The 22,415-nt window shown below is 53.1% G+C and carries 26 protein-coding genes; 15 read left to right on the forward strand and 11 right to left on the reverse strand.

The window, feature by feature from the left end; translation table 11 throughout:
• Nucleotides 1–11: 11 nt before the first annotated feature.
• The 10 genes from ACIQ2T_RS00165 to ACIQ2T_RS00210 are packed head-to-tail and all read left to right on the forward strand — an operon-like array spanning nt 12 to nt 7,994.
• Nucleotides 12–623, forward strand: coding sequence for a 4Fe-4S binding protein (locus tag ACIQ2T_RS00165; RefSeq protein WP_397589022.1), 612 nt, complete (start codon nt 12–14; stop codon nt 621–623).
• A complete protein-coding gene (locus tag ACIQ2T_RS00170) occupies nt 623–2,035 on the forward strand; it encodes a hypothetical protein (protein ID WP_397589023.1) in 1,413 nt (470 codons plus the stop codon). The genes ACIQ2T_RS00165 and ACIQ2T_RS00170 overlap by 1 nt, the downstream gene beginning before the upstream one ends.
• 3 nt (nt 2,036–2,038) lie before the next feature.
• Complete coding sequence (locus ACIQ2T_RS00175) at nt 2,039–2,941, forward strand: molybdopterin-binding protein (RefSeq protein ID WP_397589024.1); 903 nt, start codon at nt 2,039–2,041, stop codon at nt 2,939–2,941.
• Complete coding sequence (locus tag ACIQ2T_RS00180; RefSeq protein ID WP_397589025.1) at nt 2,938–3,549, forward strand: hypothetical protein; 612 nt, start codon at nt 2,938–2,940, stop codon at nt 3,547–3,549. Before ACIQ2T_RS00175 ends, ACIQ2T_RS00180 begins: the two co-directional genes overlap by 4 nt.
• A gap of 2 nt (nt 3,550–3,551) precedes the next feature.
• Nucleotides 3,552–4,154, forward strand: a complete 603-nt coding sequence (gene nadD / locus ACIQ2T_RS00185) for a nicotinate-nucleotide adenylyltransferase (protein ID WP_397589026.1) — start codon at nt 3,552–3,554, stop codon at nt 4,152–4,154.
• Nucleotides 4,141–4,947 (forward strand): ATP-dependent sacrificial sulfur transferase LarE, encoded by an 807-nt coding sequence (gene larE, locus ACIQ2T_RS00190; RefSeq protein ID WP_397589027.1) that lies wholly within the window; start codon nt 4,141–4,143, stop codon nt 4,945–4,947. The genes nadD and larE overlap by 14 nt, the downstream gene beginning before the upstream one ends.
• Nucleotides 4,944–5,612 carry a nickel pincer cofactor biosynthesis protein LarB gene (larB, locus tag ACIQ2T_RS00195; RefSeq protein ID WP_397589028.1) on the forward strand — a complete coding sequence of 223 codons (669 nt, stop codon included), beginning with the start codon at nt 4,944–4,946 and terminating at the stop codon, nt 5,610–5,612. Before larE ends, larB begins: the two co-directional genes overlap by 4 nt.
• Entirely contained in the window at nt 5,609–6,340 is a 732-nt protein-coding gene (larC, locus tag ACIQ2T_RS00200; protein WP_397589029.1) for a nickel insertion protein, read from the forward strand. The genes larB and larC overlap by 4 nt, the downstream gene beginning before the upstream one ends.
• Nucleotides 6,337–7,149 (forward strand): hypothetical protein, encoded by an 813-nt coding sequence (locus tag ACIQ2T_RS00205; RefSeq protein ID WP_397589030.1) that lies wholly within the window; start codon nt 6,337–6,339, stop codon nt 7,147–7,149. The genes larC and ACIQ2T_RS00205 overlap by 4 nt, the downstream gene beginning before the upstream one ends.
• Before the next feature lie 14 nt (nt 7,150–7,163).
• On the forward strand, nt 7,164–7,994 hold the full coding sequence (locus ACIQ2T_RS00210; RefSeq protein WP_397589031.1) for an SDR family oxidoreductase: 831 nt from the start codon (nt 7,164–7,166) through the stop codon (nt 7,992–7,994).
• Nucleotides 7,995–8,003: 9 nt separating this feature from the next.
• Here the strand turns inward: ACIQ2T_RS00210 and ACIQ2T_RS00215 are convergent, their stop codons facing one another.
• Entirely contained in the window at nt 8,004–8,660 is a 657-nt protein-coding gene (locus tag ACIQ2T_RS00215) for a nitroreductase family protein (protein WP_397589085.1), read from the reverse strand.
• Between the two features lie 172 nt (nt 8,661–8,832).
• Here ACIQ2T_RS00215 and ACIQ2T_RS00220 point away from each other — a divergent pair, with 172 nt between their 5' ends.
• On the forward strand, nt 8,833–9,837 hold the full coding sequence (locus ACIQ2T_RS00220) for an NAD(P)H-dependent flavin oxidoreductase (protein WP_397589032.1): 1,005 nt from the start codon (nt 8,833–8,835) through the stop codon (nt 9,835–9,837).
• A gap of 64 nt (nt 9,838–9,901) precedes the next feature.
• The gene (locus tag ACIQ2T_RS00225; RefSeq protein WP_397589033.1) at nt 9,902–10,726 is read left to right on the forward strand and encodes an enoyl-CoA hydratase/isomerase family protein; all 825 of its coding nucleotides are present in this window, start codon (nt 9,902–9,904) and stop codon (nt 10,724–10,726) included.
• 363 nt (nt 10,727–11,089) lie between these two features.
• Here the strand turns inward: ACIQ2T_RS00225 and ACIQ2T_RS00230 are convergent, their stop codons facing one another.
• Nucleotides 11,090–11,347: a hypothetical protein gene (locus tag ACIQ2T_RS00230; protein WP_397589034.1), complete on the reverse strand. Its 258-nt coding sequence runs from the start codon at nt 11,345–11,347 to the stop codon at nt 11,090–11,092.
• 156 nt (nt 11,348–11,503) lie between these two features.
• Between ACIQ2T_RS00230 and ACIQ2T_RS00235 the strand changes: the two genes are divergently transcribed.
• A complete protein-coding gene (locus ACIQ2T_RS00235; RefSeq protein WP_397589035.1) occupies nt 11,504–12,055 on the forward strand; it encodes a TetR/AcrR family transcriptional regulator in 552 nt (183 codons plus the stop codon).
• Here the strand turns inward: ACIQ2T_RS00235 and ACIQ2T_RS00240 are convergent.
• The 5 genes from ACIQ2T_RS00240 to ACIQ2T_RS00260 form a co-directional block, all read right to left on the reverse strand.
• Nucleotides 12,052–12,549, reverse strand: a complete 498-nt coding sequence (locus tag ACIQ2T_RS00240; protein WP_397589036.1) for a VOC family protein — start codon at nt 12,547–12,549, stop codon at nt 12,052–12,054. The two genes, ACIQ2T_RS00235 and ACIQ2T_RS00240, sit on opposite strands and share 4 nt — an antisense overlap.
• Nucleotides 12,549–13,331, reverse strand: a complete 783-nt coding sequence (locus tag ACIQ2T_RS00245; protein WP_397589037.1) for an SDR family NAD(P)-dependent oxidoreductase — start codon at nt 13,329–13,331, stop codon at nt 12,549–12,551. The genes ACIQ2T_RS00240 and ACIQ2T_RS00245 overlap by 1 nt, the downstream gene beginning before the upstream one ends.
• Nucleotides 13,332–13,442: 111 nt before the next feature.
• The gene (locus tag ACIQ2T_RS00250) at nt 13,443–14,258 is read right to left on the reverse strand and encodes an acyl-CoA thioesterase (protein ID WP_397589038.1); all 816 of its coding nucleotides are present in this window, start codon (nt 14,256–14,258) and stop codon (nt 13,443–13,445) included.
• 14 nt (nt 14,259–14,272) lie between these two features.
• Complete coding sequence (locus ACIQ2T_RS00255) at nt 14,273–15,109, reverse strand: SDR family NAD(P)-dependent oxidoreductase (RefSeq protein ID WP_397589039.1); 837 nt, start codon at nt 15,107–15,109, stop codon at nt 14,273–14,275.
• A gap of 39 nt (nt 15,110–15,148) precedes the next feature.
• Nucleotides 15,149–16,759: a class I adenylate-forming enzyme family protein gene (locus ACIQ2T_RS00260; protein WP_397589040.1), complete on the reverse strand. Its 1,611-nt coding sequence runs from the start codon at nt 16,757–16,759 to the stop codon at nt 15,149–15,151.
• A 126-nt stretch (nt 16,760–16,885) separates the two neighbouring features.
• On the opposite strand from ACIQ2T_RS00260, the gene ACIQ2T_RS00265 reads away from it, so the two are divergent.
• Together ACIQ2T_RS00265 and ACIQ2T_RS00270 are read left to right on the forward strand one after the other, a co-directional pair.
• A complete protein-coding gene (locus ACIQ2T_RS00265) occupies nt 16,886–17,599 on the forward strand; it encodes a 2-oxo acid dehydrogenase subunit E2 (protein WP_397589041.1) in 714 nt (237 codons plus the stop codon).
• Between the two features lie 26 nt (nt 17,600–17,625).
• On the forward strand, nt 17,626–18,426 hold the full coding sequence (locus ACIQ2T_RS00270) for an acyl-CoA thioesterase (RefSeq protein WP_397589042.1): 801 nt from the start codon (nt 17,626–17,628) through the stop codon (nt 18,424–18,426).
• An 18-nt stretch (nt 18,427–18,444) separates the two neighbouring features.
• Here ACIQ2T_RS00270 and ACIQ2T_RS00275 read toward each other — a convergent pair whose 3' ends face one another.
• From ACIQ2T_RS00275 to ACIQ2T_RS00290, 4 genes are all read right to left on the reverse strand, one after another.
• A complete protein-coding gene (locus ACIQ2T_RS00275; protein WP_397589043.1) occupies nt 18,445–19,629 on the reverse strand; it encodes a DUF1214 domain-containing protein in 1,185 nt (394 codons plus the stop codon).
• Nucleotides 19,630–19,741: 112 nt separating this feature from the next.
• Nucleotides 19,742–20,221: a hypothetical protein gene (locus ACIQ2T_RS00280; protein WP_397589044.1), complete on the reverse strand. Its 480-nt coding sequence runs from the start codon at nt 20,219–20,221 to the stop codon at nt 19,742–19,744.
• A 13-nt stretch (nt 20,222–20,234) separates the two neighbouring features.
• Entirely contained in the window at nt 20,235–21,377 is a 1,143-nt protein-coding gene (locus ACIQ2T_RS00285) for a sulfotransferase family protein (protein ID WP_397589045.1), read from the reverse strand.
• Between the two features lie 2 nt (nt 21,378–21,379).
• On the reverse strand, nt 21,380–22,390 hold the full coding sequence (locus tag ACIQ2T_RS00290; RefSeq protein ID WP_397589046.1) for an alcohol dehydrogenase catalytic domain-containing protein: 1,011 nt from the start codon (nt 22,388–22,390) through the stop codon (nt 21,380–21,382).
• Nucleotides 22,391–22,415: the final 25 nt, after the last annotated feature.

A 22,415-nucleotide genomic window follows, 5' to 3' on the forward strand; every position in this document is an offset into this window, starting at 1 on the left:
GGAGAGCGAAAGTGGCCACGATTAAGCTTGTCGCAGATTATGACGCGGATCCATGTACTGGTTGCAAATTATGTGACATCGTCTGCCCAAGCGGCGCCATTAAAATGGAAGCGCGCAAGCCTGTTATTGACGAGGCTTTGTGTATTGGCTGTGGACGCTGCGTTGATCGCTGCCCCGAAGATATCATGTGGATGAAACTGCGTGCCGAACCACTGGTGACAACCGTTCATCCTGACGAAGTGGATCAGGAAGCTGTGACCGCTCTACTCAAGAAAGCGGGTATTGAAGCCGCCATGTCAGTATGTGTGTGCACATTGACGCCGGGATCGGAAATCGCAGCTTCTATTATCAAAGGTGCGAAAAACCTTGAAGAGGTCTGTGCAGCCACGGGCATGCGTTCTGGATGTGGCATCTATTGCGTTGCTCCTGCACTCCGCCTGCTGGAAGCGGCAGGATGCGATATGACGCCGCCGGGTCAGTACCGATGGTATCCCTCGACGCTTTCGCTTTATGATCTAAGCGATGAAGTGTGTGCGAAATACCCTGACGCCTATATTGCAGAAGACAGGGCGGTATTTGATCCTGAACATAAATATGGCCCACTTTCAAAGGAGACATTGTAATGAACGCTCATACCGCGATCAAACCTCCTGCATTCATGCACTCGGATTACGGGCCGGCGCTTCAGCCGCATGTTTCCGAGACGATTGATTCCATGATTTCGGTGCCGTTGACTGATTTTTTCCCTGATTTTGCGCCTGCTATCACTTCGGGATATCCAGAAACACTTGAAGCCGATCTCGAGCGTGTGCGCGCGGAAACCCGCAAATCGTTGGCGCTTGTTGATATGTCGAACATTGCAGTCACTGACAGTGTTAACATTCTTGCGTCCGAACACGGCTTCGGACTGATGGGCGGTTGGCCCTATGCCGAGATGATCAAGACAATCCGCGAAGTGGTCATGGAGCGCACCGGATGCAGCAAAATCCATCTGCGCTTAGCCATTTACCGTGGATTTAAAGAAGCGGACGAGGTCGCGGAGCATTTCGGTTTCAACGAAGTATTTGAAGGCCGGGTCAAAGGTCTAGGCCCATTCGACCAAGGCGTTGAAGTCGAAACCGCAGTTGGCCCAATGTATCTTATAAAGCGCGCATTTGATTCCCAGAAATTCATCCACGCATATTATGATGATCCGCGCGAAATGTATTTTAATCGGCTGCTCTACAAGTCATTTAAATCGTTCTGCATGTCTTATGCGCGCTATGAAACACGTTCGGTTTATCACAGCCTTTTCGGCAATCGTAGCGGCAGCGTGATCCCCCGGGCTTTATTCGATTCAGACTTCATCCAGCAGCGTTACACATTCAGCTCTGTTCTGTGCACGACTCCGATGGGAGTAATCGGTGTTGATGCGACAACAGATTTATATGCGATCGATCGGCGGATAACCAAAAGCCATTTGGAAACCTATGGCAGGATGCAGCGGCTGTTTGCCGAAATCAAGGATTGCGTCGCGATCTGGGATGGCGGCCGGTGGGGCTATTATCTGCATGGCGGAGGTTTGATTTTTGGCACGCTGCTGACCAATCATTCAGATGCGTTTGATCTTGATCAGCCAGTTGTTGCTGGTTTCTTGCAATCTCCCTCCGCTCCGGTGAACTTTTCAAAGAATAGGAATTTGCGTGGGATTGTTGTCAATCAGGCTTGGGTAGGGGCAGGGATCCCGTATGTGACGATGCCTTTTACCACGCCAATGTATATTGTTGGTGAGGAGCAGGCCCAAATGTGGCGCGAAGATCCAACCAACCCTTTATTGATGGATCGCGCCAAAGTTGTTGATAGTCTTCAGCAGGGCGTCGCAATGGCATGCGAAAAGGGGCAGACGGACAAGCTGATCGTGTTTGATGGAAGCTACGGCCATTTGACCTGCAATCAGGCACTGGCCGACCTGCTAAAGGAACGTGCGCCTGCAGTGGATAAAATGGTCGGTGATGAACTGCTGCCGAAATGGCTGGCCCAACGTGGGCTTTCCTGACCGGTGGCAACAGACCTCGACCTTCTTTCCAAGACCGAACTCTGGGTTGAGGACATACTGCTCGATGATGTAGACCTTACCCAGCTTGCAATTTGTGCGGGGGGCGTTCTGGGCCTAGGGACGGAGGATATTTTTGTCACCGATGTCCGCGAACGGCGGGTGGTATTTGATGTTGTTTCCCAGAGCGTTAGTCTAGAAGCGATCGCCGGTAAGGAAGCTGCATTGCTCAGCAAATTGGCGGCATTTTCTGGTGTCACCTTGGGCGCCCGTGCGTCAGTGCATAGCTTCGGAGTGCTAGGAGTGATCGGGGCGCCAGCGGAACAAGCGGCAGACATTTTGGCGAATGCCGCCAAGCTGGAGGCGGGCTTGCAAGCCTATGTTGCGCGATCGGTTGTTGTCTTATCGACGGGCGGCGAAGTGGCGCGCGGCGAGATTGAAGATACAAATTACGCGGCGGTTAAATCCATATTGAGCGGCCATGGGTATCTGGTCGAGCATGCGGGTGTGGTCGAAGACGACGAAGCTTTAATCGCGGCACGGATCGGCCATTTACTTGAAGAAGGCTACGGTATGATCATTACCACAGGCGGCGTTGGCGCCGAAGATAAAGACAAAACCATCGAAGCCATGCAACGCCTTGTCCCGGATCTTACAACTGCGATTCTGGCAGAATATAAAGTTGGGCACGGGCGGCATGTGAAACCGCATGTCCGCGTTGCGTGCGGACGCATTGGTGATATTTTGCTTGTTGCCCTGCCTGGCCCGACCCGCGAAGTGCTGGCCGCGTTGCCTGTTTTGATCGACGCCATATCCAAAGGGCTGCCGCCGGCAGTGCTGGCTGAGGAAATAGCCACGCCCATCCGCGCGCTTTGGAAAGCCCATAAGATGGGGCATGCTCACACATGATGTCATTCGGATTTTTGTCGGTTTTGGTTGCTGGTTTAGGTATGGGCATTTTGCACGCCTTTGATCCAGATCACGTGATGACCATGTCGTCGCTCGGCGCTCGGCCTGACTCGCGCGGAGCAACAAAGCGTTATGCTTTTTCATGGGGCATCGGCCACGGAGGCATCTTGGTAATTGCCGCGCTTGCGTTGCTGGTTTTTGAAGCGCCCATGCCAGAGACCTTACCAAAGGGCGCTGAACGGATAGTTGGGGTAATTCTGATCGCGGCAGGAGGCAGTCTGGCACTGGCACTCTGGCGTGGCTCAACGCCGGAGCCATCAGCGACTAGAACAAGGGCGCCGTTCTTGATCGGCATGGTCCACGGAACAGCAGGAAGTGCCGCGGTCTTTGCCCTGCTTCCAATCGGAATGCTATCGCCGATCCAAGGTGTGTTTTACATACTCGTGTTCTCCTTTGGCGTGCTTGTGGGAATGATGGGCTTTGGTCATGGTTTTGACCGGATCCAGACATTGATCTCAAAGCGCGGACAGGCTTTTGTGAGGCCACTGCGCGGCGGTGTGGCAGTGCTCGCCATCGGTATGGGAAGCTATTGGCTCGTAGGCGCCTGATTGTGCGTATAGGTCTTTATGGGGGGTGTTTTAACCCCGTGCACGAAGGCCATATCGCCGTGGCGCGCGGCGCTCAAAAGGCTCTCCAGCTGGATCAAGTGATCTTCATTCCTTCCGGGCATCCACCGCTTAAGGGTAACTATGGCCTTGCCGATGGATTTCACCGTGCTGCTATGCTCGAGCGAGCAATCTCGAACCAACCTGGCATGAGTGTCTCAAATATCGAGCTTGATCGGGATGGCCCTAGTTTCACTGTCGATACAGTCCGTACATTAAGAAAGACATTTCAAGCAGATACAGAGGTTTTTTTTCTGCTGGGCGATGATTGTATCAAGCGCCTGCCGCACTGGAAAGGCATCGAAGAACTCCACCAATTGCTGCGCTTCGCCATACTGCCGAGATTAGAAATCATGTTAGATATTCATGATAAAAACATGATCTTTATCAATATTCCTCGTGTAGCGGTGTCTTCAACCCAAATCAGGGAAACGCTTGCATCAGGCAAAAGGCCTCCAGCAGCCTTGCTCCATCCGGATGTCGCGGAGTATATTGATCGCCATCATCTTTTTACAAAACACCCGGAGCGCGCCCGTGTCCAAAATTAACCAGAAGATCCATGATAAGTTGGATAGCATCGGTCATGCAATCATTGCATGTAGCGGCGGGATCGACTCTACCTTGCTAGCGCTCGTCGCGCATCGCCGAGCCCCGGGCAAAGTGACCGTTGCGCATGCAGTGAGCCCTGCAGTGCCGCCTGAGGCTACCGATCGGGTACGAATGCTGGCGGGACAGGAGGGTTGGGCGCTTTCCATTGTGCAGTCGGGTGAGTTTCAGGACGAGAACTACCTCTCTAACCCCGTCAATCGCTGCTACTTCTGTAAGTCCAATCTTTATGAAAGCCTGACACAGATTGTTCTGGCGCATGACAGTGGTACAGTTCTAAGTGGCGCTAATTTGGATGACTTGGGCGAATATCGCCCTGGACTCGACGCCGCGGCAGAACGTGGTGTCAGGCATCCATGGATAGAAGCCAGCTTTACGAAGACAGATATTCGGACACTTGCACGGGAACTTGGCGTGCCCTTTGCCGAGCTTCCTTCGTCGCCTTGCCTTGCCAGTCGCTTGTATACAGGCACAAGGGTGACCGCAGAACGCCTGCGTGCCGTGCACGCTTGCGAAAAGCGGGTGAAAGAAGTGACAGGTATCAGTGTCGTAAGGTGCCGCGTGAAAGATGATCAGCTTATCGTTGAAGTGACCGATGATGATCAGAGTTTGATAACGGCGCTATTGCTTCGCGAATTGGGCGAACTTGCGGCAACGTTCGAACCAAGCATTCAATTGGCGAACTTGGATGCGCAGTCGTATAAGCCTGGCCGGGCTTTTGTGGGGGCAAAATGAATAGCGGATTTGTGCATGATGAAGACCGCCTAACAAGATTGGGAATGCCAGAAGCAATTTTTTGCGAGGGTAAAGACCCAATTGCGTTAAAGGCCATCTATCAGGAGCTTTCGAAGAACAGCAGCGCGCCAGTTCTGTTTACAAGGCTGTTGCCTGATCAATATTCAGATCTCTCTATCAATAGCGCGGCATCTTTGGATTATGATGTGCAATCGCATACAGCCTATTTGCATGGCACTCTTCCAAAGCGGCCATTTTCAGTTGCTGTTGTAACAGCAGGAACATCGGACCTGCGCGTGGCGGGTGAGGCGCTGCGCACATTGCAGTTTTCGGGTATCCATGCGGAACGTATTGCCGATGTTGGCGTCGCGGGTATCCACCGTTTGTTGGCGCGGATAGACCATATTAAAACATTCGATCTTGTGATCGTTGTGGCTGGATGGGATGCTGCTCTTGCCTCTGTGATGGGCGGATTAACTGGGCAACCAATTATCGCGGTTCCGTCTTCGACTGGATATGGTGTGGCAGCAGGCGGAACGAGCGCATTGCATTCCATGTTATCAAGCTGCGGGCAGGGCGTTTTGGTGACCAACATCGACAACGGCTTTGGTGCGGCGTGCGGCGCGATCCGGATACTCAATATGATTTCAAGGAACACGACATGAAGCGCCAATCGATCGTTTTGCGCACACCTTCGGGGATTAGCGGCGATATGTTGCTGACCGGCCTCGCGCGTCTGGCGGGGATCAGCAACGCAGAACTTTCAGCTATGGTGGATAGCATCGGCGTCGAGGCGCTGCACGATTGTGTAACAATTGAGCCACATCATGTGAATTGGATCACCGGATTTCAGGCGCGGATCACTCTTCCGCATGAGCACCATCACCGCACGCCAAAAACGATTTATGACATCATAGAACGCAGCGGGTTAACCGATGCGGCAAAGTCACTCGCGACAAAAGCGTTTGCGATATTGGCCGAAGCAGAAGCTACAGTGCATGGGTGTTCAGTGGACGAAGTCCATTTCCATGAAGTTGGCGCGCTCGATTCTATTTTAGATACTTGCGTTGCGGCTGCGTTGTTCACCCAAATTGATCCGGCTGAGTTCCATTGCAGCCCTCTGCCGATGTGTGATGGCATAATCCGTTGTGAACATGGGCTACTTTCCAGTCCGCCACCAGCGGTTCAGGAGATGCTCAACGGCGTTCCTGTATACGGAGCGGACGCTAGCGGCGAAACGGTCACGCCCACGGCATTGGCATTTTTGAAAGCGGCTGGTGCGCGCTTTGGCAAGTGGCCGCAATGTGAAGTGGTCACCTCTGCGCGTGCTTATGGCGGCAAGGTGTTTGAAAACCTCCCCAATGGGGCGAATTTCTTTTTGGTGACAATGTGAACCCAGCGCCTGCGGCAGCAGACATTGCCGGAAGCCTGCTTGGCGGCGCAACGGGCCTTTATCTTGCCATTGTCGAAGCCTGCGAGGATGGCATCATTGCGGGCACTGGCTTTGTCGACCCATCGGGCTCGTTAGGACCGAACGGATCGTGGAGATTGCTGGTAGTGGAAGGAGATGCCATATCCGCAGGGCAACCACTTATCGAACTGATCGGTGAGGCAGCGCATTTGGGCGTTGCGGAAGACTATGTGCTTGGGCCTCTCGGTTTTGCGTCAGGAATTGCGACGCGCGCGAAGACCTTTCGGGAAGCCGCGCCTGCCGGCCTTTCCATTGCTTGCGGCGGGTGGAAGAAACTGCCGTTGGCGTTGAAGCCATTGCTGCGCGCCGGGCTTGCTGTTTCTGGTATCTTACCGCGGCTTGTTGCCGGCGATTTTGTCTATGTCGGCAAAAACGCTGTTATCATGCTGGGTGGTGTGGATGCCGCGATTAAAGCGGGCGTGGCCGTTGGTCATGGTCCGGTGGCCGTGCAGGTTAAATCAGTCGCCGAAGCCGTTTCGTCGGTGCGTACGGGCGCAGGGATCATCATGGTTGATACCGCCGATTTAGCTGATTTAGCCGACGTGCACGCGGAACTCACGCGGCTTGGATTGCGGCGGGACGTGCAACTCGCATTTGGCGGCGGTGTCCGTCTGCAGGATCTGGTGCCAGCGGCAGAGGCAGGGGCCGATGCAGTCGATGTCGGCCGCGCGATATTGGATGCGCCCTTGCTCGACCTGCGCCTTCGCGTTGTTTCCAAGCACCCTGCCTGACAAAGGATCTAGCCATGAACCACCCCGCCATTGCCCCCCACAACATAGCCGTCATTACCGGAGCCGCCGATGGCATTGGCCTTGCCGCTGCGCACCGGCTCGCCGGTCTGGGCATGGTTGTCGTGCTTGTAGACCGCGATGCTGACAAGCTCTCGGCAGCGCGGGATGCGGTAGGCGGTAACGCGGTTGCCATAGCCACCGATGTGTCGGACCGTGATGCGGTCAATGCCTTGGCGACGCACGTGTCGCAGAATGTGGGGCCTGTATCTGTGCTGATGAACAATGCTGGAACCGGGCGGGGCGGAAACGCTTACTCCAATCCTGAAGGTTGGGATCGGGTGATCGGCACCAATCTGATGGGTGTTGTATATGGCGTGCAAGCGTTTGTCCCTGCGATGGTCGCAGGGCATGCCCCCGGCTTAGTCATCAATACCGGATCGAAGCAGGGTATCACTCAACCACCCGGTGACACCGCCTATAATGTGAGCAAATCAGGCGTTAAAGCTCTGACTGAAGGGCTGGCACACAGCTTGCGCGAAGAAACGCAGGGACGAGTGAGTGCACATCTGCTGGTCCCCGGATTTACCTATACGGGCATGATGAAGGCCCATTTTACTACGAAGCCTGATGGAGCGTGGGCGCCGGAGGAAGTCGTCGATGTCATGATGGCGGGTCTTTCGCGCAGCGATTTTTATTTGTGGTGCCTCGACAACGAAACAACCCGCGAGGTTGATAACGCACGCGTTCTGTGGAACGCTGGCGATATAACCGAGAACCGTCCCGCACTCTCACGCTGGCATCCGGATTATAAGCAGGCCTTTTCCGATTTCATACCAAAAGGTTGAAGCAGGTATTTACTCGTCGAAGCCGATAAATGTAACAGCTTCTTCCAAGGATTTGCGTTCTGATTTAACCGCATTCGCCGGAAAACTATCGTCTGGCCAGCCCATGGCAACGCACATCATGATCAGTTGGTCGTCTGGAATGCGCGCATGTTCGCGCACGACGGGTGATTGCATGATGCCTTGGCTGTTGATGACGCAGCCTAGTCCGCGTGACCATGCTGCGTTGACCAGAGCATTAATCACCGCGCCGCAGTCAAAGGGCGCGATGTCATTGCCTTTTAGCACCTTGTCATAGGTTACGATGATTGAAACCGGGGCGTCGAACTGACGGAAACCCCGCAACACCCATTCCTTGCGTTTAACTTTGTCATCGCGGGCAATGTCCATTGCCGCGAATAATTGCTTGGCTACGCCAATTTGTCGTTCGCGGTGCGCGCCTTCATAGCCTTCGCTGGCGGTAAATTCCCGCGACGATGGCACGCCAGCAAGATTGCGTTCGGTGTTGCCTTTGCGGATGGCATCAAGAGCTGCACCACTGACGACGGTAAAGTTCCAGGGCTGGGTGTTGAGTGAGGAGGGTGATCGGATCGCCATTGCCAGCACTTCAAGTATTAACTTTTGGGGAACACGATCAGGCTTGTAGCCGCGAATGCTTCGGCGGCCCATCACCACGCTCTGATAAGCTAAAGCGATTTCCGATTGAGAGCTCAATGTTATTCTCCTTTAATCTGATGCACGCGCTCCATGCATTTCATATTCACTTGCCATAGTGATGTGTAATTATCTATATAATTAAGCCGAATAAATCAGATTAGTAATTGGAAGGAATGTCGAGCATATGGCCATTGAACAGTCAATGCGGAACCGTCTGACACTCCCTGCCGTGTGCGCGCCGATGTTTCGGGTCTCAAGTCCGGCGTTGGTGCGCGAAGCGTGCAAGGGGGGGCTTGTCGGCGCGCTGCCCAGGCAGAATGCTAAGGACTTCGCAACTTTTGAGGCATGGCTGGGGCAGATTAGTGAAGCGCTGAAAATCCATCAAGGGGAACATCCGGATGCGCGTATTGGGCCAGTCGCGGTAAACCTTTCGCGCCTTCCAGATGACGAGATGGTGAGGCATCTTGAGGTATGCGCGAAGCATGGGGTGGAAGTTATCATTAGCGCGATGGGCGATCCCACTGAACTGATCCGCCAGGTGCATGACTGGGGCGGGAAGGTATTTCACGATGTCACCAACATCCGCTTTGCTGAAAAGGCGATCGCAGCGAAGGCGGACGGGCTGACTTGTATCGGCTCGGGCGGTGGCGGCCATTCGGGACAGATAAACCATTTGGCCTTCATTCCCAAGGTGCGCGCAATGTTTGATGGTACGATCATTATGGCTGGCTGCATTGGCAACGGGGCGGCAATCCGCGCAGCGGAGGTTCTTGGCGCTGACCTTGCCTATCTTGGTACCCGTTTCATTGCGACACAGGAATCGAACGCACCTGACGATTATAAGGCTATGTTGGTTTCAAGTGCGTCCAATGACGTGATCTTTACGCCGCAAGTTGCCGGCGGTGCAGCAAACTGGCTTAAGAAATCGTTGGTGAAGGTCGGCATCGATCCCGACAACCTTCCCGAGATACCACCGGGAGCAATACGCCCCGTCCTCCCCGAAGGTGCGCTGCCATGGGTAACGATCTGGAGCGCGGGGCAGGGGGTTGAACTAATTGACGACATTCCAACTGTGGCTGAGTTGATCAGACGCTTGCGCCGCGAATATGTCGCAGCTTGCGAAGGACCAAGTTATGCTGATGTCGCCCGTCTGGTTGATGAGGTCCTTGACGCTAAGCCTGTTGATTGAAAATGCCGTTAGCCTAATAAAATACTAAATGCCGGCAAGATAAAACTAATGAAGGATTGAAGCTTTGGAAAACGCAGCAGTTGAAACAATCGACTACCCCTTTGTCAGACTGGAGTTTGATGGCCCATTGGCGGTCATGACACTAAATGACCCGGAACGATTGAATGCGATGGGGCCGGATATGGGGGAATCCATCGCTACTGTGCTGAATGAAATAGCCAAGCCGCGCCGCAACTGTCGGGCTTTGCTCATTACAGGAGAAGGCCGCGCTTTCTGCGCTGGCGTAAATCTGATGGGTAATCGTAAGGCTTTGGCCGAAGGTAACAACAAACTTCCCGTGATGGGAGGGGTGGAGACTTTCTTCCATCCCTTGCTTCGCCGATTACACGCCGTGTCCATTCCAGTGATTGCGGCACCGAATGGACTCGCCGTTGGAATTGGTCTCGGAATGTGTCTTGCAGCTGATTATGTAATCGCTTCGGATAAAGCCTGGTTCCAGGCCCCATTCAAGAATCTTGCATCGGCTACCGATTCAGGCCTTGGTTGGCTTCTGTCCCGCAATATCGGCATTCTGCGGACAAAACGGGTTTTGATGCGTGCCGAACGCATCGATGCAGCCACTGCTCTCGATTGGGGCATGGTGAGTGAGGTTGCGTCAACGGATGCGTTCGCGGCCCGCGCTCGTGAAGTCGCGTTGGAAATTGCCAATGATGCGACGATTGCACTTTCTGAAATTAAGCAGATAGTTGGCCTTGCGCAGCGGATTGACTTGCATTCTGCCTTTGAAACCGAAGCGCAGGCCGTTGGGCGGACATCGCGGACCAAAGATAACGTTGCTGCCATCCGCGTATTTGGATCAAAAGAAAAGCCAACATTTACGGGCGAATGATTGCACTCTGCCTTCCCGGTTTTGCAGATGAATGGCAACGTGGCCGTGCACCCGTTTTTTGGTGCACGGTCTGTTGTACGTTTCAGCTATTCAAATAAACGTGCAGCACGCTGTGCATGTTCGATATGGCAACTTCTTGCACAGGGCTCGTCTGGCTTCCCGGGAAGCCAGCCTGCTTAATACCGCGCAGCACCTGCTCCATATTGAAAAGTCCTGCTCAAGGATTTCGCTAACCCCGCCAATCGCTCTCCAGCCACCCACGCTGTAGATTAGATTGTGGCTGATTAGTAGTTCGGCGACAGGCGTATATTGCTCCAACGACCAGGCGTTAAACATGCACCAGTCGGGGTCCGTCCCATCGCCTCATGGGCGAGAGCGATAGGCCATCGTACCCGTGCCGCTTGGTAAGAAGATTAGGTTGGGGAATACATGCCAGCCAGCTCCCGCAACGGCGTGCTGCTCCAGAACCATTGGCGACCAAAAGGCGGCTGCGGCTCTGGCTGCTTCTTCTTGATACCACAACAACTTGACACCGAGATCCATAGGGCAATCGGATGCGGGAGCTTCTGTCATAAGGCGGATTGCAGCAGCGGCATCCTTTTCAGTTACGATAGCGTTCATGTAGTTACATATATTTGATCATGCTTGGCCGAGGATCATCTACCGCCGGAAGACTTCTGCGCACTGAAACGACAATTGACGTTTTGACAAAATTAGTCTTGTTGTATTCTGGAGTCCAAGCCTGCCTGCGCTAGGCAACAAAATTTCGGATGCACGATGTCAGACCAGAAACTAAAGCGGACAGTAATTGCAGCGGGTGAAGTTTTTCTCCGTTATGGATATGCTCGCACAACTATGGGCGACATAGCCAAGGCGGCAGGCATATCGCGACCGTCTTTGTATCTTCTGTTTCCTGGAAAGGAACAGGTTTTTGCTGCTGCAACATTGTTTCTGGCAAAGCAACGATTGGAAGAGATAAAAGCGGCAGTCTCGTCTTGTGAAGGAGTGGAAAAGAAGCTGACATTGGCGTGCGAGATGCTACTCGTAAATGTGTACGAGCTTCAAAGGGCTGCTCCTGATGCACGAGATATGGATGATCTTGCCTTTCCGGTAGTCCGAGAAATCTACGCCATGTTTGTCGATTTTTTTTCAATAATACTCGTTGAGGGAGGAGTGATAGGCACAGCCCCTGCGGTCGAAATTGCGCGGGTTATGCTTTACGGAGCGCGCGGATTGCGGAATGTAGCTCAAAGTTCGGGCGAGTTTGGCCGCATGATCCGGTTACACACGGCATTATTGTGCGGCAGTTTGATTAAAGTTGAACCCTAATCCCACGGAGCCGATGATGCGACCTTGGATGACAGCGCGTCGGCCAAGGGGCGATAAGTTAGTTCGATAAAGTAGCCCAGCAAGTTTACCGTATCGAGATGAATGATAGCGGGGCTTCCATCCGGCTGGGTCTGGCTCTTGACTTCGAAAACAACCTCAAAATCTTCGGGCCGAATACGGACATCGTCTACAGCAACACCGATATGAAACATTCCGGTGCCCTTTGTCCTTAGCCATTCCATCGCATTGGTTTCGCCGACGCACGGTTCGATCATCTCTAGATGAATTGCCCCCCATTGCGCGAAAGCATTATGGTTGGCGATGCGGCCCTCCCAGTCACGGTATCGTCCGATGTAATCGGTATCGAGCCGTTTCCAGTTCTTCAGGCCGAGTAAGCGGCTATAGTTATCTATGCCTTTTTCAAGATCTGGAACGACCACGCCAATCTGGTAGATTGATCCGTCAACGGGCAATGAGCCTGTGTTGATTAGCATTATGCCCTCTCAATCTTGTTGCCTGCTAAATAGTTTAGGACAAGACGGCCGCCATCCGCAAAGATGGTCTGTCCTGTGATATAAGCTGAATCTGGACCTGCGAGGAAAGCCGCGACGCCGGCGATATCCGAAGGTTCAGCGAGTCGACCGAGCGGTGTGCGGGATAGGATCATGCTCATCGTATCGTCGGTAAAACCATCGGTCATCGGTGTGCGTGTAGGGCCCGGGCCGATCGCGTTCACACGAATCCCCTTGTCGGCCAGCGCCAAAGCTTGTGTTTTTGTGAGCATCGAAAGGGCGGCCTTGCTTACCATATAACCATAGGTTTCCGGCACAGCCAGGACAGCGCCGACTGACGAAATGTTGATGATGGAACCACCCCGACCCGCCGCAAGCATCCGATTAGTGACAGCCTTGCCGACCAAGAAGGGGCCTATAAGGTTGACATCCAGTACCTTACGCAACGTATCTGCGCTTGATTCATGGAACATTTCTGGCTTGTGACCCCGTCCCGCCGAACAGACTGCAATGTCGATTGGACCAAGTGACTGTTCGGTCTCTGAAACTGTCGACTCGACTTGCTCTTCGTTGGTCGTATCGCATTCGACGAAGATTACCTTGCCAGACCCTTTGGTAGTAATCTGCTTAGCCAATTGCGCGCCCTTTGAACGGGCGAGATCTGCAATAGCAACAGACGCCCCATCGGCGGCGAAGCGTTCAGCAATGGCCAAGCCAATCCCGCTGGCGCCTCCAGTAACATAAGCCACTTTTCCAAATAGCATTGCTGCGCTCTCCTACTTTTGCAAACTCGTGAAATAGCCGACTGTTCATCCGACGAATATACCAAACCAGAATAGCAGACTACCCTTGTTTGAAGGCAAATTTGTCAACCCTCAAGAGGGCGGTCGAACCCTTAATGCCATCGACTGGCTTGCGACCGCCAACAAGCTTCCGCTCTCGGAGTAGATGTGCGTGTTGATGTGCGTAATCCCCCGATAAACCGAGGCTACCTGCGTGCAGGACAGCACCCATTCTCCGTCTGGTTCTGCGATGAATCGTATCATATTGTCCAGGCTGTTGCCGCTAGCAGGTTTGCCAAGTGCGCTTGGTAGCGCCATCGCTGCCAAATCCGCAATCACGGACAAATCCAACTTCGACAAGGTCAAGGCTGATCGCTTTCGTATCCAGAAAGCGGTGTCCAGACCAACCTCTCCTTTCCAGTCCCGCCGGTCGGGCATTTGCCCTTTGGCCATACGGAATTCAAAAAGATCATTTAGGTTGCTCGAAATCTGCCGAGCTACGGATCGTTCCACACAGTGATCGACAGGCGGCACAATTGGCGCATGACTACCTTGATGCACCGTCGGATCCGAACGATCACCTGCTGCGCCCATGAGTGTGGCAAAGGGCTTGCCGCCAATGCTAGCCGACAATCTGCATTGTTTGATACTGTTCCCACCGGAAACATTTTCAAGAGTAAAACGGATTGTTTCACCGCTCCTTCCCATGCTGACAAACTGGATCGTTGCGTAGATCGCGGGTAGCCCTGTCAGGCGCTCCATGGCTGCAATGCAGGCGGCAAAACCACTTCCGCCATATAGGAACGGATCAGTTGTTCCACCGACGCAGAGATGTTCTGGAATTACGGCTTGAAGATCTTCTTTGCCATCATCCTGTTCAAGTTGCGGAAAGGTTATTGTTTTGGTCATCGGGTCCGCTTTGTTCAACCTTGCGCCGAGGCTTCCTGTGTAACGCTTTCATATGCGGCCAGTGGTCCAACAATTGTTACGCCGCCATCAACGGGCAAAGTTATGCCGGTGATAAAACGGCTTTCTGGTCCCGCGAGGAAAAGCGCGGCTTGCGCGATATCCCATGCATCGCCTTCGACACCGATTGGAGCAATGGCACTACGAACTCGTCGGCCCTCGCCCTTGACATAGGCTTCGACCATCGGCGTCAGAATGTGGCCTGGTGCAACACAGTTAGCGCGGATGCCATCGCGACCGTACATCACTGCCAGCTCAGCGGTCAGTTGGATGACTGCAGCTTTGCTTGGGCCATATGCTGAGTTGCCATGCGCCAATATCCCGGCAACAGATGCAATGTTGATGATCGATCTGCCATTGCCTTTAAGAAGCGCAGGCATCGCCTCACGGCACATATTTATTACCGTGCCAAGGTTGACGGACAGCACCTTGTCAATATCGGCAGAGGGCACCAAGTGCAACTGACCGGCCCCGGCGCCAATACCGATGTTATTGACGAGTGTATCTAGTCCGCCTAGCCATTGAAGCGCCTCTTTTGTCATTCGCTGCGCGTCTTGCGGATCAGCGACATTCCCGGTGAAAACACGGGCTTCGCCATTCATGCCGGTGATAAGGTCGAGAGTGGTTTGAGCGCGGGCTTCATCCAAATCGAACAGGGCAACCTTTGCACCCTCGGCGGCGAAGAGTGTGGCGATTGCTTTGCCAGTGCCTACGCCTTCACCAAGAGTTCCCGCGCCGGTGACGATTGCGCGCCAGCCGCGCATACGTCCGTGAAATGTCTGAGGCTGAGGCATTGTATTCTCCTACGCTGATTAATTATTTGCTTCAAATCGTCAGTCTGAACCAACAATGATTTCGCGCAGTTTTGGTTTGATCACCTTGCCCATGGCGTTGCGGGGAAGGCTTTCCATAAAGCGCCATTCGTCAGGCATTTTATAGCGGACTAGCTTTTCTGAGCACAAAGCCCGCAGTTCGTTCTGAAGATCGTCGACATTAATGTTTCCTGTAGCGGGTTGAATACAAGCCACGGTCAACATGCCCATCCGAATGTCGGGTTTGCCCACAATCGCGCAATCTGCGACACCATCGTGAGTGTGCAAAACGCGTTCAATCTCTGCCGGATAAACATTAGAACCTCCTCGCAAGATAAGTTCCGAGCTACGATCGGCAATGCTCAGCCATCCATTATCATCCAGCTTGCCATGGTCGCCGGAATGAACGACGCCTCCGCGTAAAAGAGCCGTGGTCTTCTCGGAATCACGCCAGTAGCCAAGCGGTGGCGTATAGACATTCGCCCATGGCCCGGTGGATACTGCACCGAAACAGACTTCACCCACTTCACCTGTTGGCAGGATGTTTCCTTCTTCATTGCGAATGGAAATTTCTAGATGAGGTAACGCCCTTCCGCTTGCTCCTTCCGGCGCAACCTCGTCCATTGGGTGGGCTACAACTGTGGGAGCTTCAGTCAGTCCGTAACTCGTCATGATATGATAGCCATATCGCTTAAAAAACGCCTCGCGCAGGACATGAGGGAGGGGCGCGCCACCACAACCCAGCCTTAGGTTCTCGGGCAGATCCCGATCCGATTGTAACAAATCATAAACCATAGTTGGTACCAAAGCGATCTGCTCAATATTTTTAGCGAAGAACCAGTCGATTAAGGGATCAACTTTGGGCGACACACCAAACAGAAACGGCTTGTTTACAAGATATGCCGAAATAGGACCAAGGATCATCACATTAGTTATGGTTAATGGCAGGCAAGAACCTCGCCTCGCGTCAGGCTGCATAAGGCCATGTGCAAATGTGGCAGCTGGGTACGTGACCATGTTATGCTGGCTATGCACGACGCCTTTGGGAACCCCAGTAGTGCCACTCGTATACATGATAGCTGCGGGTGCGAACGGGTCTATCCCCGGTCTCAGAGCATTTTCGTTCGGATTACCTCTCGATACATCTGCCCAACCGCCGTTGCGATCATCTGTGTCCAGGTACCATATTGCTTCCAGCGACGGGATTTGCGCTTTTATACTTTCGACTTGGTCTTGAAGCGATGTATCGGTGAGCAACAATTTGGTGCCGCTATGGTCGAGAATATAGCGCTTATCGTCGAGCGGCAGGATTTTGTTGATCCCGACCCAAACAGCCCCAAGACGCATGGTAGCGAAAAACGCTATAATCAAACCTGCTTCGTTGCCCAGTGAAGCGGCAACGCGGTCACCGCTTTGAATGCCTGCTGCACTCAAAAGTGACGTTGCGGACACTACAGCGTTATTAAGTTGTCTAAATGTATAGTTTAATTGTCCGTCATCGAGAGCTTCATCATCAGGGCACAATTTAGCAGCTCGCTCGATCAAGGACGCAACGTCCCGGGGCGCACCGGGAGGGTCGATTCGCGATAGCGGCGCCTGGAGACCAAGCGCGGCATACTCATTATCTGTCATCACTCTCCCGGATCCTTGTCATCTTCGTTTGAATTTAAAGTGTATATGATTATGATGTATGTACGCAAGTGTTGCAAGCGCAGCTGCGCAAAAGGTAAAACTATGACGACTGTTGAAAGGAAGACAATGACTGAACCAAAATTTGAGGACCAATTTGCTCCATTTGGTTCGATTGAAAGCGTGGCTTTAACCAATTTCCAAAAAGTCGTGGCGCGCCGTTTGACGAAAAGCTGGACGGAGATACCCCACGTCACGCATAATGATGACGTAGATGTCACGGCGTTAGAGGTATTTCGAAAGTCACTTGCGAAAGATGTCAAACTCTCGCCACTGATATTCCTTGCCAAAGCGTTGGCGATAGCGCTGGGTGAATTCCCGTCCTTTAACTCTTCCTTAGCGGATGACGGCAAGACGCTGGTGCTCAAAAAATATTTTAATATCGGAATAGCTGTAGATGGGCCACTGGGTCTTTTGGTGCCAGTGTTGCGCGATGTGGACACGAAAGACTTGCAATCGTTAAGTGCTGAATTGGCTGAATTGAGCGCACTTGCGCGCGACAAGGGGTTGCCCATGAGCGCGATGACCGGCGGCTGTATGACTATCTCATCGCTGGGCGGGATTGGCGGAACCGGGTTCACGCCGATAGTTAATCAACCTGAAGTTGCAATTCTTGGAGTTACGAAATCGCGCATAATGCCTGTTTGGGATGGCGCTGCCTTCCAACCGCGGCTAATGATGCCGCTATCACTTAGTTATGATCATCGCGTGATTAACGGCGCCGACGCTGCACGTTTCGTTCGTCGTCTCGAAGCGCTCCTAAATGATCCGGCTGCGTTGTAAATACACACTTCAATCCGGAATTTAAAATGTTTGAGTTAAACGCGACACATAACCCGCACCGTTGGTATATTCGGGTTGAGCGCAATTTGTGCACCGGCCCATCTGATAGGCAATTTTTGTTTGGCGGCGTTGGTATGGCCGCGTCGATCCAAGCTATGGAGCAAACATGCGAGCGCCCTGTTATTTGGGCAACTGCGCAATATTTGTCCTTCGCTCGTCCGGGCAAGATTGTTGATCTGGACGTAGTTGTTCCTGTCGCTGGTCGAATGACAACACAGGCCAATGTCCTGCTCCATATTGACGATCAGAAAATCATTACCGTTAATGCTGCATTAGGCGCGAGAGATGCTCCGGAATTAGATCAATGGGTGCATATGCCGGTTGTTAATCAGCCGGATGATTGCCCAGAGGCCAATTATTGGCGTGGTGACGGCTCAGGCTTGAACGCACGTCTGGAAATCCGCGTTGCGAAAGGGCATTTTCATGGCGATAAAACGATCAACGAGCGAAGCGATGGGCGATTGGTTTTTTGGCTCCGTTCGCGCGAAGGGCATGAGGCTGATGCCCGTATGCTGGCTATTGCCGCTGATTACGTCGCTTCGGGGATTGCCAGCGCGACCGGACTTCACGCGGGTGGTAACAGTCTAGACAATACGATCCGTTACGGCCGCATCGTCCCGTGCGAATGGATATTATGCGACGTTCAGATCGAAGCACTCGTGCGGGGTATCGTGCATGGCCGCATGCGCCTCTACTCGCCCGATGGGGTCTTGATGGCCACCGCCAGCCAATCGATGATTATGCGGGTTCATCCCAAGCCTGAGTGAGTGCGCATCTGATCACATTCACCACTTTTTGCGGAATTGTGCTCCCCTGAAACGTTCTAGAAGCCGGTGCTTGCGTTCATCCTCGTCGATGACTTTCGTGTCGGCAGGCAGATGATCTTTCAAATCGCGCAGATTGATTCGCTTCACATTGGGTATCGGCGCTGATGAAGCTTCGAACCAGCGGCCCTGAATAACCCCCTTAAACCGTCCCGCCGTATCGAGCCAGTTAGGCACACCAGGGTCGGTATCACAGATGACTGCCCGGAATTTTCCGTCACTATCCAGAGTGGCCTGATGACCATTTAAGCTAGACTGACATTTTTCCCATTCGATGGTGTTGAACAACTGGTCTGCGAGCAGGATCGACCAGTACCGCACTTCATCGGGCACATCGGTCTCAATCAACAGGCATTCTCCGTCGTGGAATTCAAACAAGCCTTCATAATAAGTTTGCTTGGCTAGTCCGCCAATGTTGGCCCAATCGTTAAGCGCTACGGTATTCACTGGATTCTGCTTTAAGCTTTTAACAAAATGGACGAATAACTTTGCATAACGCTCTGGAAAACCTGCTAATCTTTCCATACGATACGCGATTTCTTCCATCGGCCAACGACGATAGGTTGCAGGGCCGTCCAGACGTTCGATGGCAATAGTGCTATCCACTTCATTCAGCCAGTCATAGCTTGCCTCGCGAATACCGATTGTCCGGGCACGTGGGTCCAATTTGTAAAAATCCCCTTTGTACCCAGCTGGGCGTTCCGCCGACAGAATGATCGAGAATTCGCCTTTTGGATCAATTGTAAGGCTGTCCAGATCAATGTCACCGACGCTTGGGCCCGGTACATCGTCCACCCCGATGTAGCCCGACCCAACGCCGATATGGACAAAAAGCGTTGTGCCGCGTTTGCCCGACAATCGATAGGTGCCAGAGCCTTCGACAAAGGCGCTTCGGTACATATAGTCTGGATTGGGTGCGGCAGATTTGAATACTGGGTTCAGGAAAGAGTAGAACACCGGATGCTGAGGGTCCGAATGGAAGATTGCGGTATAGCCTTGTGCGAGGCTCATTGCCATTTGCTGAATGGCCTCTTGTTTCAGCCAAGCATCATCGGGGTCGATGACGTGCTCCAGTGTTTTGTCGATACCACGGATCAGATCAATAAAATGTTCCCATTCCATGGGGACTGCGGGGCCGGTTGACATATTAGCTTCCTTTGCAATGGCATCGAACGGAAATAAAAGATGAGCTGCGGGCAGGGCAGCTGCCCCACGAATAAAGTAACGGCGATTGGCTTCTGTCCAATCCATCGTTGCTCTAGTTGACCGGAATTCGATCGAAAAAGCTTTTGCCTTCCGCTTTTAGGTGGATAAGTTCGTAAAAATGGCCCATTTCAAGCGTTGTGTCAGCGTACGCAAAATCGAGCACATCTCCAAAGCTGCCTTCTGAAACAATGGGCTGACCGTTACCGATCAACTGCTGCTTATGCTCCGTCATTTGCGCATCGCTGTCGACGAGAAAACCCAAATGATGCAGTCGAAAAGTTGCGTTAGATTGCTTTTGCCAGCCGGTATAAATTGAGGTCACATTTTCATCGGGCTGCATTAACTCAATCATCATGTCGCCCACCCACGCATTGGCAATAAACATTAACGGCTGGCCGGGCCCCACCAGCGCGACCATGTCCATGATGTCCCAATGCTTTATGCCATAATTTGCTGCCAAAACGGCTGCCGACTGCTTAACATCGTCAACCACATATGCAGTTTGAAAATGGCGTTTGAACAAAATCGTCATAGACCTAATCTCCTCAAAGTCCGTAGCGCGCAATGTATGTCGCAAATGCCTCGTTGATCGGGCCTTTTTCATCAATGGCCGCATAGTTATGGCCACCGTTTGATTTTGTGGCATTTTTTGTTGACCAAGCGAGTATCGCGGTTTCGGCTTCGGCCGAGAGTAGCAGGCCGAATTGGTGGTATATTTTGCGGACCACGCCGATTGGATCGCGGCGTATATCGGGCTGCATGACATTAACAAAGCGGTCCGGAAAGCGATCCTGCACCTTCATAGTGCGATGCATTGCTTCCGCCCAGAATGCGGTTTCGCGCGCAAGGCGAGCAGAACGATCAATTTCTTCGCCGGTATAAAGCCGAATTATATTAGCCAGAATGTTAACTAATGATGCTAGCGACGCCGCAGGATGGCGATGCGTTTGAACCACGCAGGCATCAGGAAAGACCGCCATCATTGCTTCCACACCAAAGACATGGCTGGGGTTCTTCAACAGCCAACGCCGATCATCATTCAGTCCCACCAATCGCAACACATCTTTGTACCGCTTGAACGCAGCGGTTTCGTCGGCCTTCAATAGCCATTGGTCATATTGCGGAACATCCAGCTGGGATGGGAACCAGTTGCTTGTGAAATCTTGTGCCATCGGCATGAGACATTCATCAACCTCATCCGCCATCACGCCATGGGCCTGCATGACTTCTGGAGCGAAGTTGATCATTTGCTTAACCGCCTTGGCGCTGGCCTGATATTGCGGATGTGCCTCCCATTCAGTTCGCGGAGGGCGCACTATCGGGGCGGCGGTAAGCCATTTCTCCATGCCTTGAAATTGCGGGTCCTGACTGAGCAGGTTATGCAAAGCGGTGGTGCCAGTTCGCGGCACACCAATGACAATCAGGGGAGCTACAATCTCGCGCAATTGGAACTTGGGGTTTGCTTGCCATTGCGCTTGGGTGTGCAGCCGTGCAGCGAGCGCGGAGACGATCAGGGATTCCGCCGTCGCGATTTTGCCGGGACCTGCTGGTGGGTTGGTATCAAGCGCCAACAAAAGCGCTCTAAGCCCGTCCTCATAGGCAGTGTCGCCAAAATCTGCTAAGCCTGTCTGCGATCTTGCTGATCCATGCAAGGCGTCGAAGCGTAATGTCCATTGCGGGTCAGTCATCGTCAACCCCATGGATCGATCAAGAGCTTGCCGCCACCACCTTTGCCGCCGCGGAAGTTTTCGAAAGCAATCGGCGCTGCATCAAGCCCAACAATATCGGTTACCATGGCGCTCGCGGCGTCGCCATCGCGGTCCAGAGCATCGGCGCATGCTTGGTAATCCTCGCGCGTGTAGGTAATAGACCAACGAATAGTGACGTCTTTCATCAATGCCATCGCCGGCACGATGGTATCCGGCTGCATGCAAAAGCCCAACGCGATGATCGTCCCTTGCGGCTTAACCAGATCAATTGCGCGGGAAAAGACGCCGGGTGTTCCTGCCGCTTCAAACACGAGGTCGGGTGTGCCGCCAAGTACCGCATTTATTTCTTCGGCCGCGGCATCGCTTTCAATAACGAACGATGTTCCGCCTACCCCTGCCGCCAGCTTTTGCCTGCGGTTGCTCGTCGCAAGCAAAACTATGTTTTCCACTCCCCTCTGACGCAGCCAGAAAAGTACCGAAAGACCAATGGGGCCGGGGCCGATGATGAGGACACGTGCGTGGCGCCCTGGATTGGTCAAACGAACGGCGCGTGCACCTACTGCCAGCGGTTCGATTAAGGCCCCATCTGCAAGGCTAACCGTTTTCGGTAATTGGATAGCGCCGCGTTCATGCACACGAGCATATTGCGCCAGTCCAGCACCATAGCCTTTCCAATGGCTGCACAATACGTCGATTCCGGTTTTACATGCCTCGCACTGACCGCAACCTACGACAGGAATTGCGGCAATATTATCGCCGACTTTAAGGCGCTCTACATCCTTGCCCAGAGCAACAATTTCTCCGGCATATTCATGCCCAAGCTGGCTGTCAGCCGGAAGCTGCATGCCATGCCCGCTGGTGGAATGCAGATCGGTCCCACATACACCGCAATGCGAAACGCGGATAATCACCTCGCCCGCTTCAGGCTCGGGATCTGGAAGGTTTTCCACAACAAGCGGCTCTCCTGCCGCCTTGAACAACAAGGCTTTCATGCATCTCTCTCCATATCAGCGCGGA

The sequence above is a fragment of the Sphingorhabdus sp. genome (assembly GCF_044357595.1).
Taxonomy (GTDB): domain Bacteria; phylum Pseudomonadota; class Alphaproteobacteria; order Sphingomonadales; family Sphingomonadaceae; genus Sphingorhabdus_B.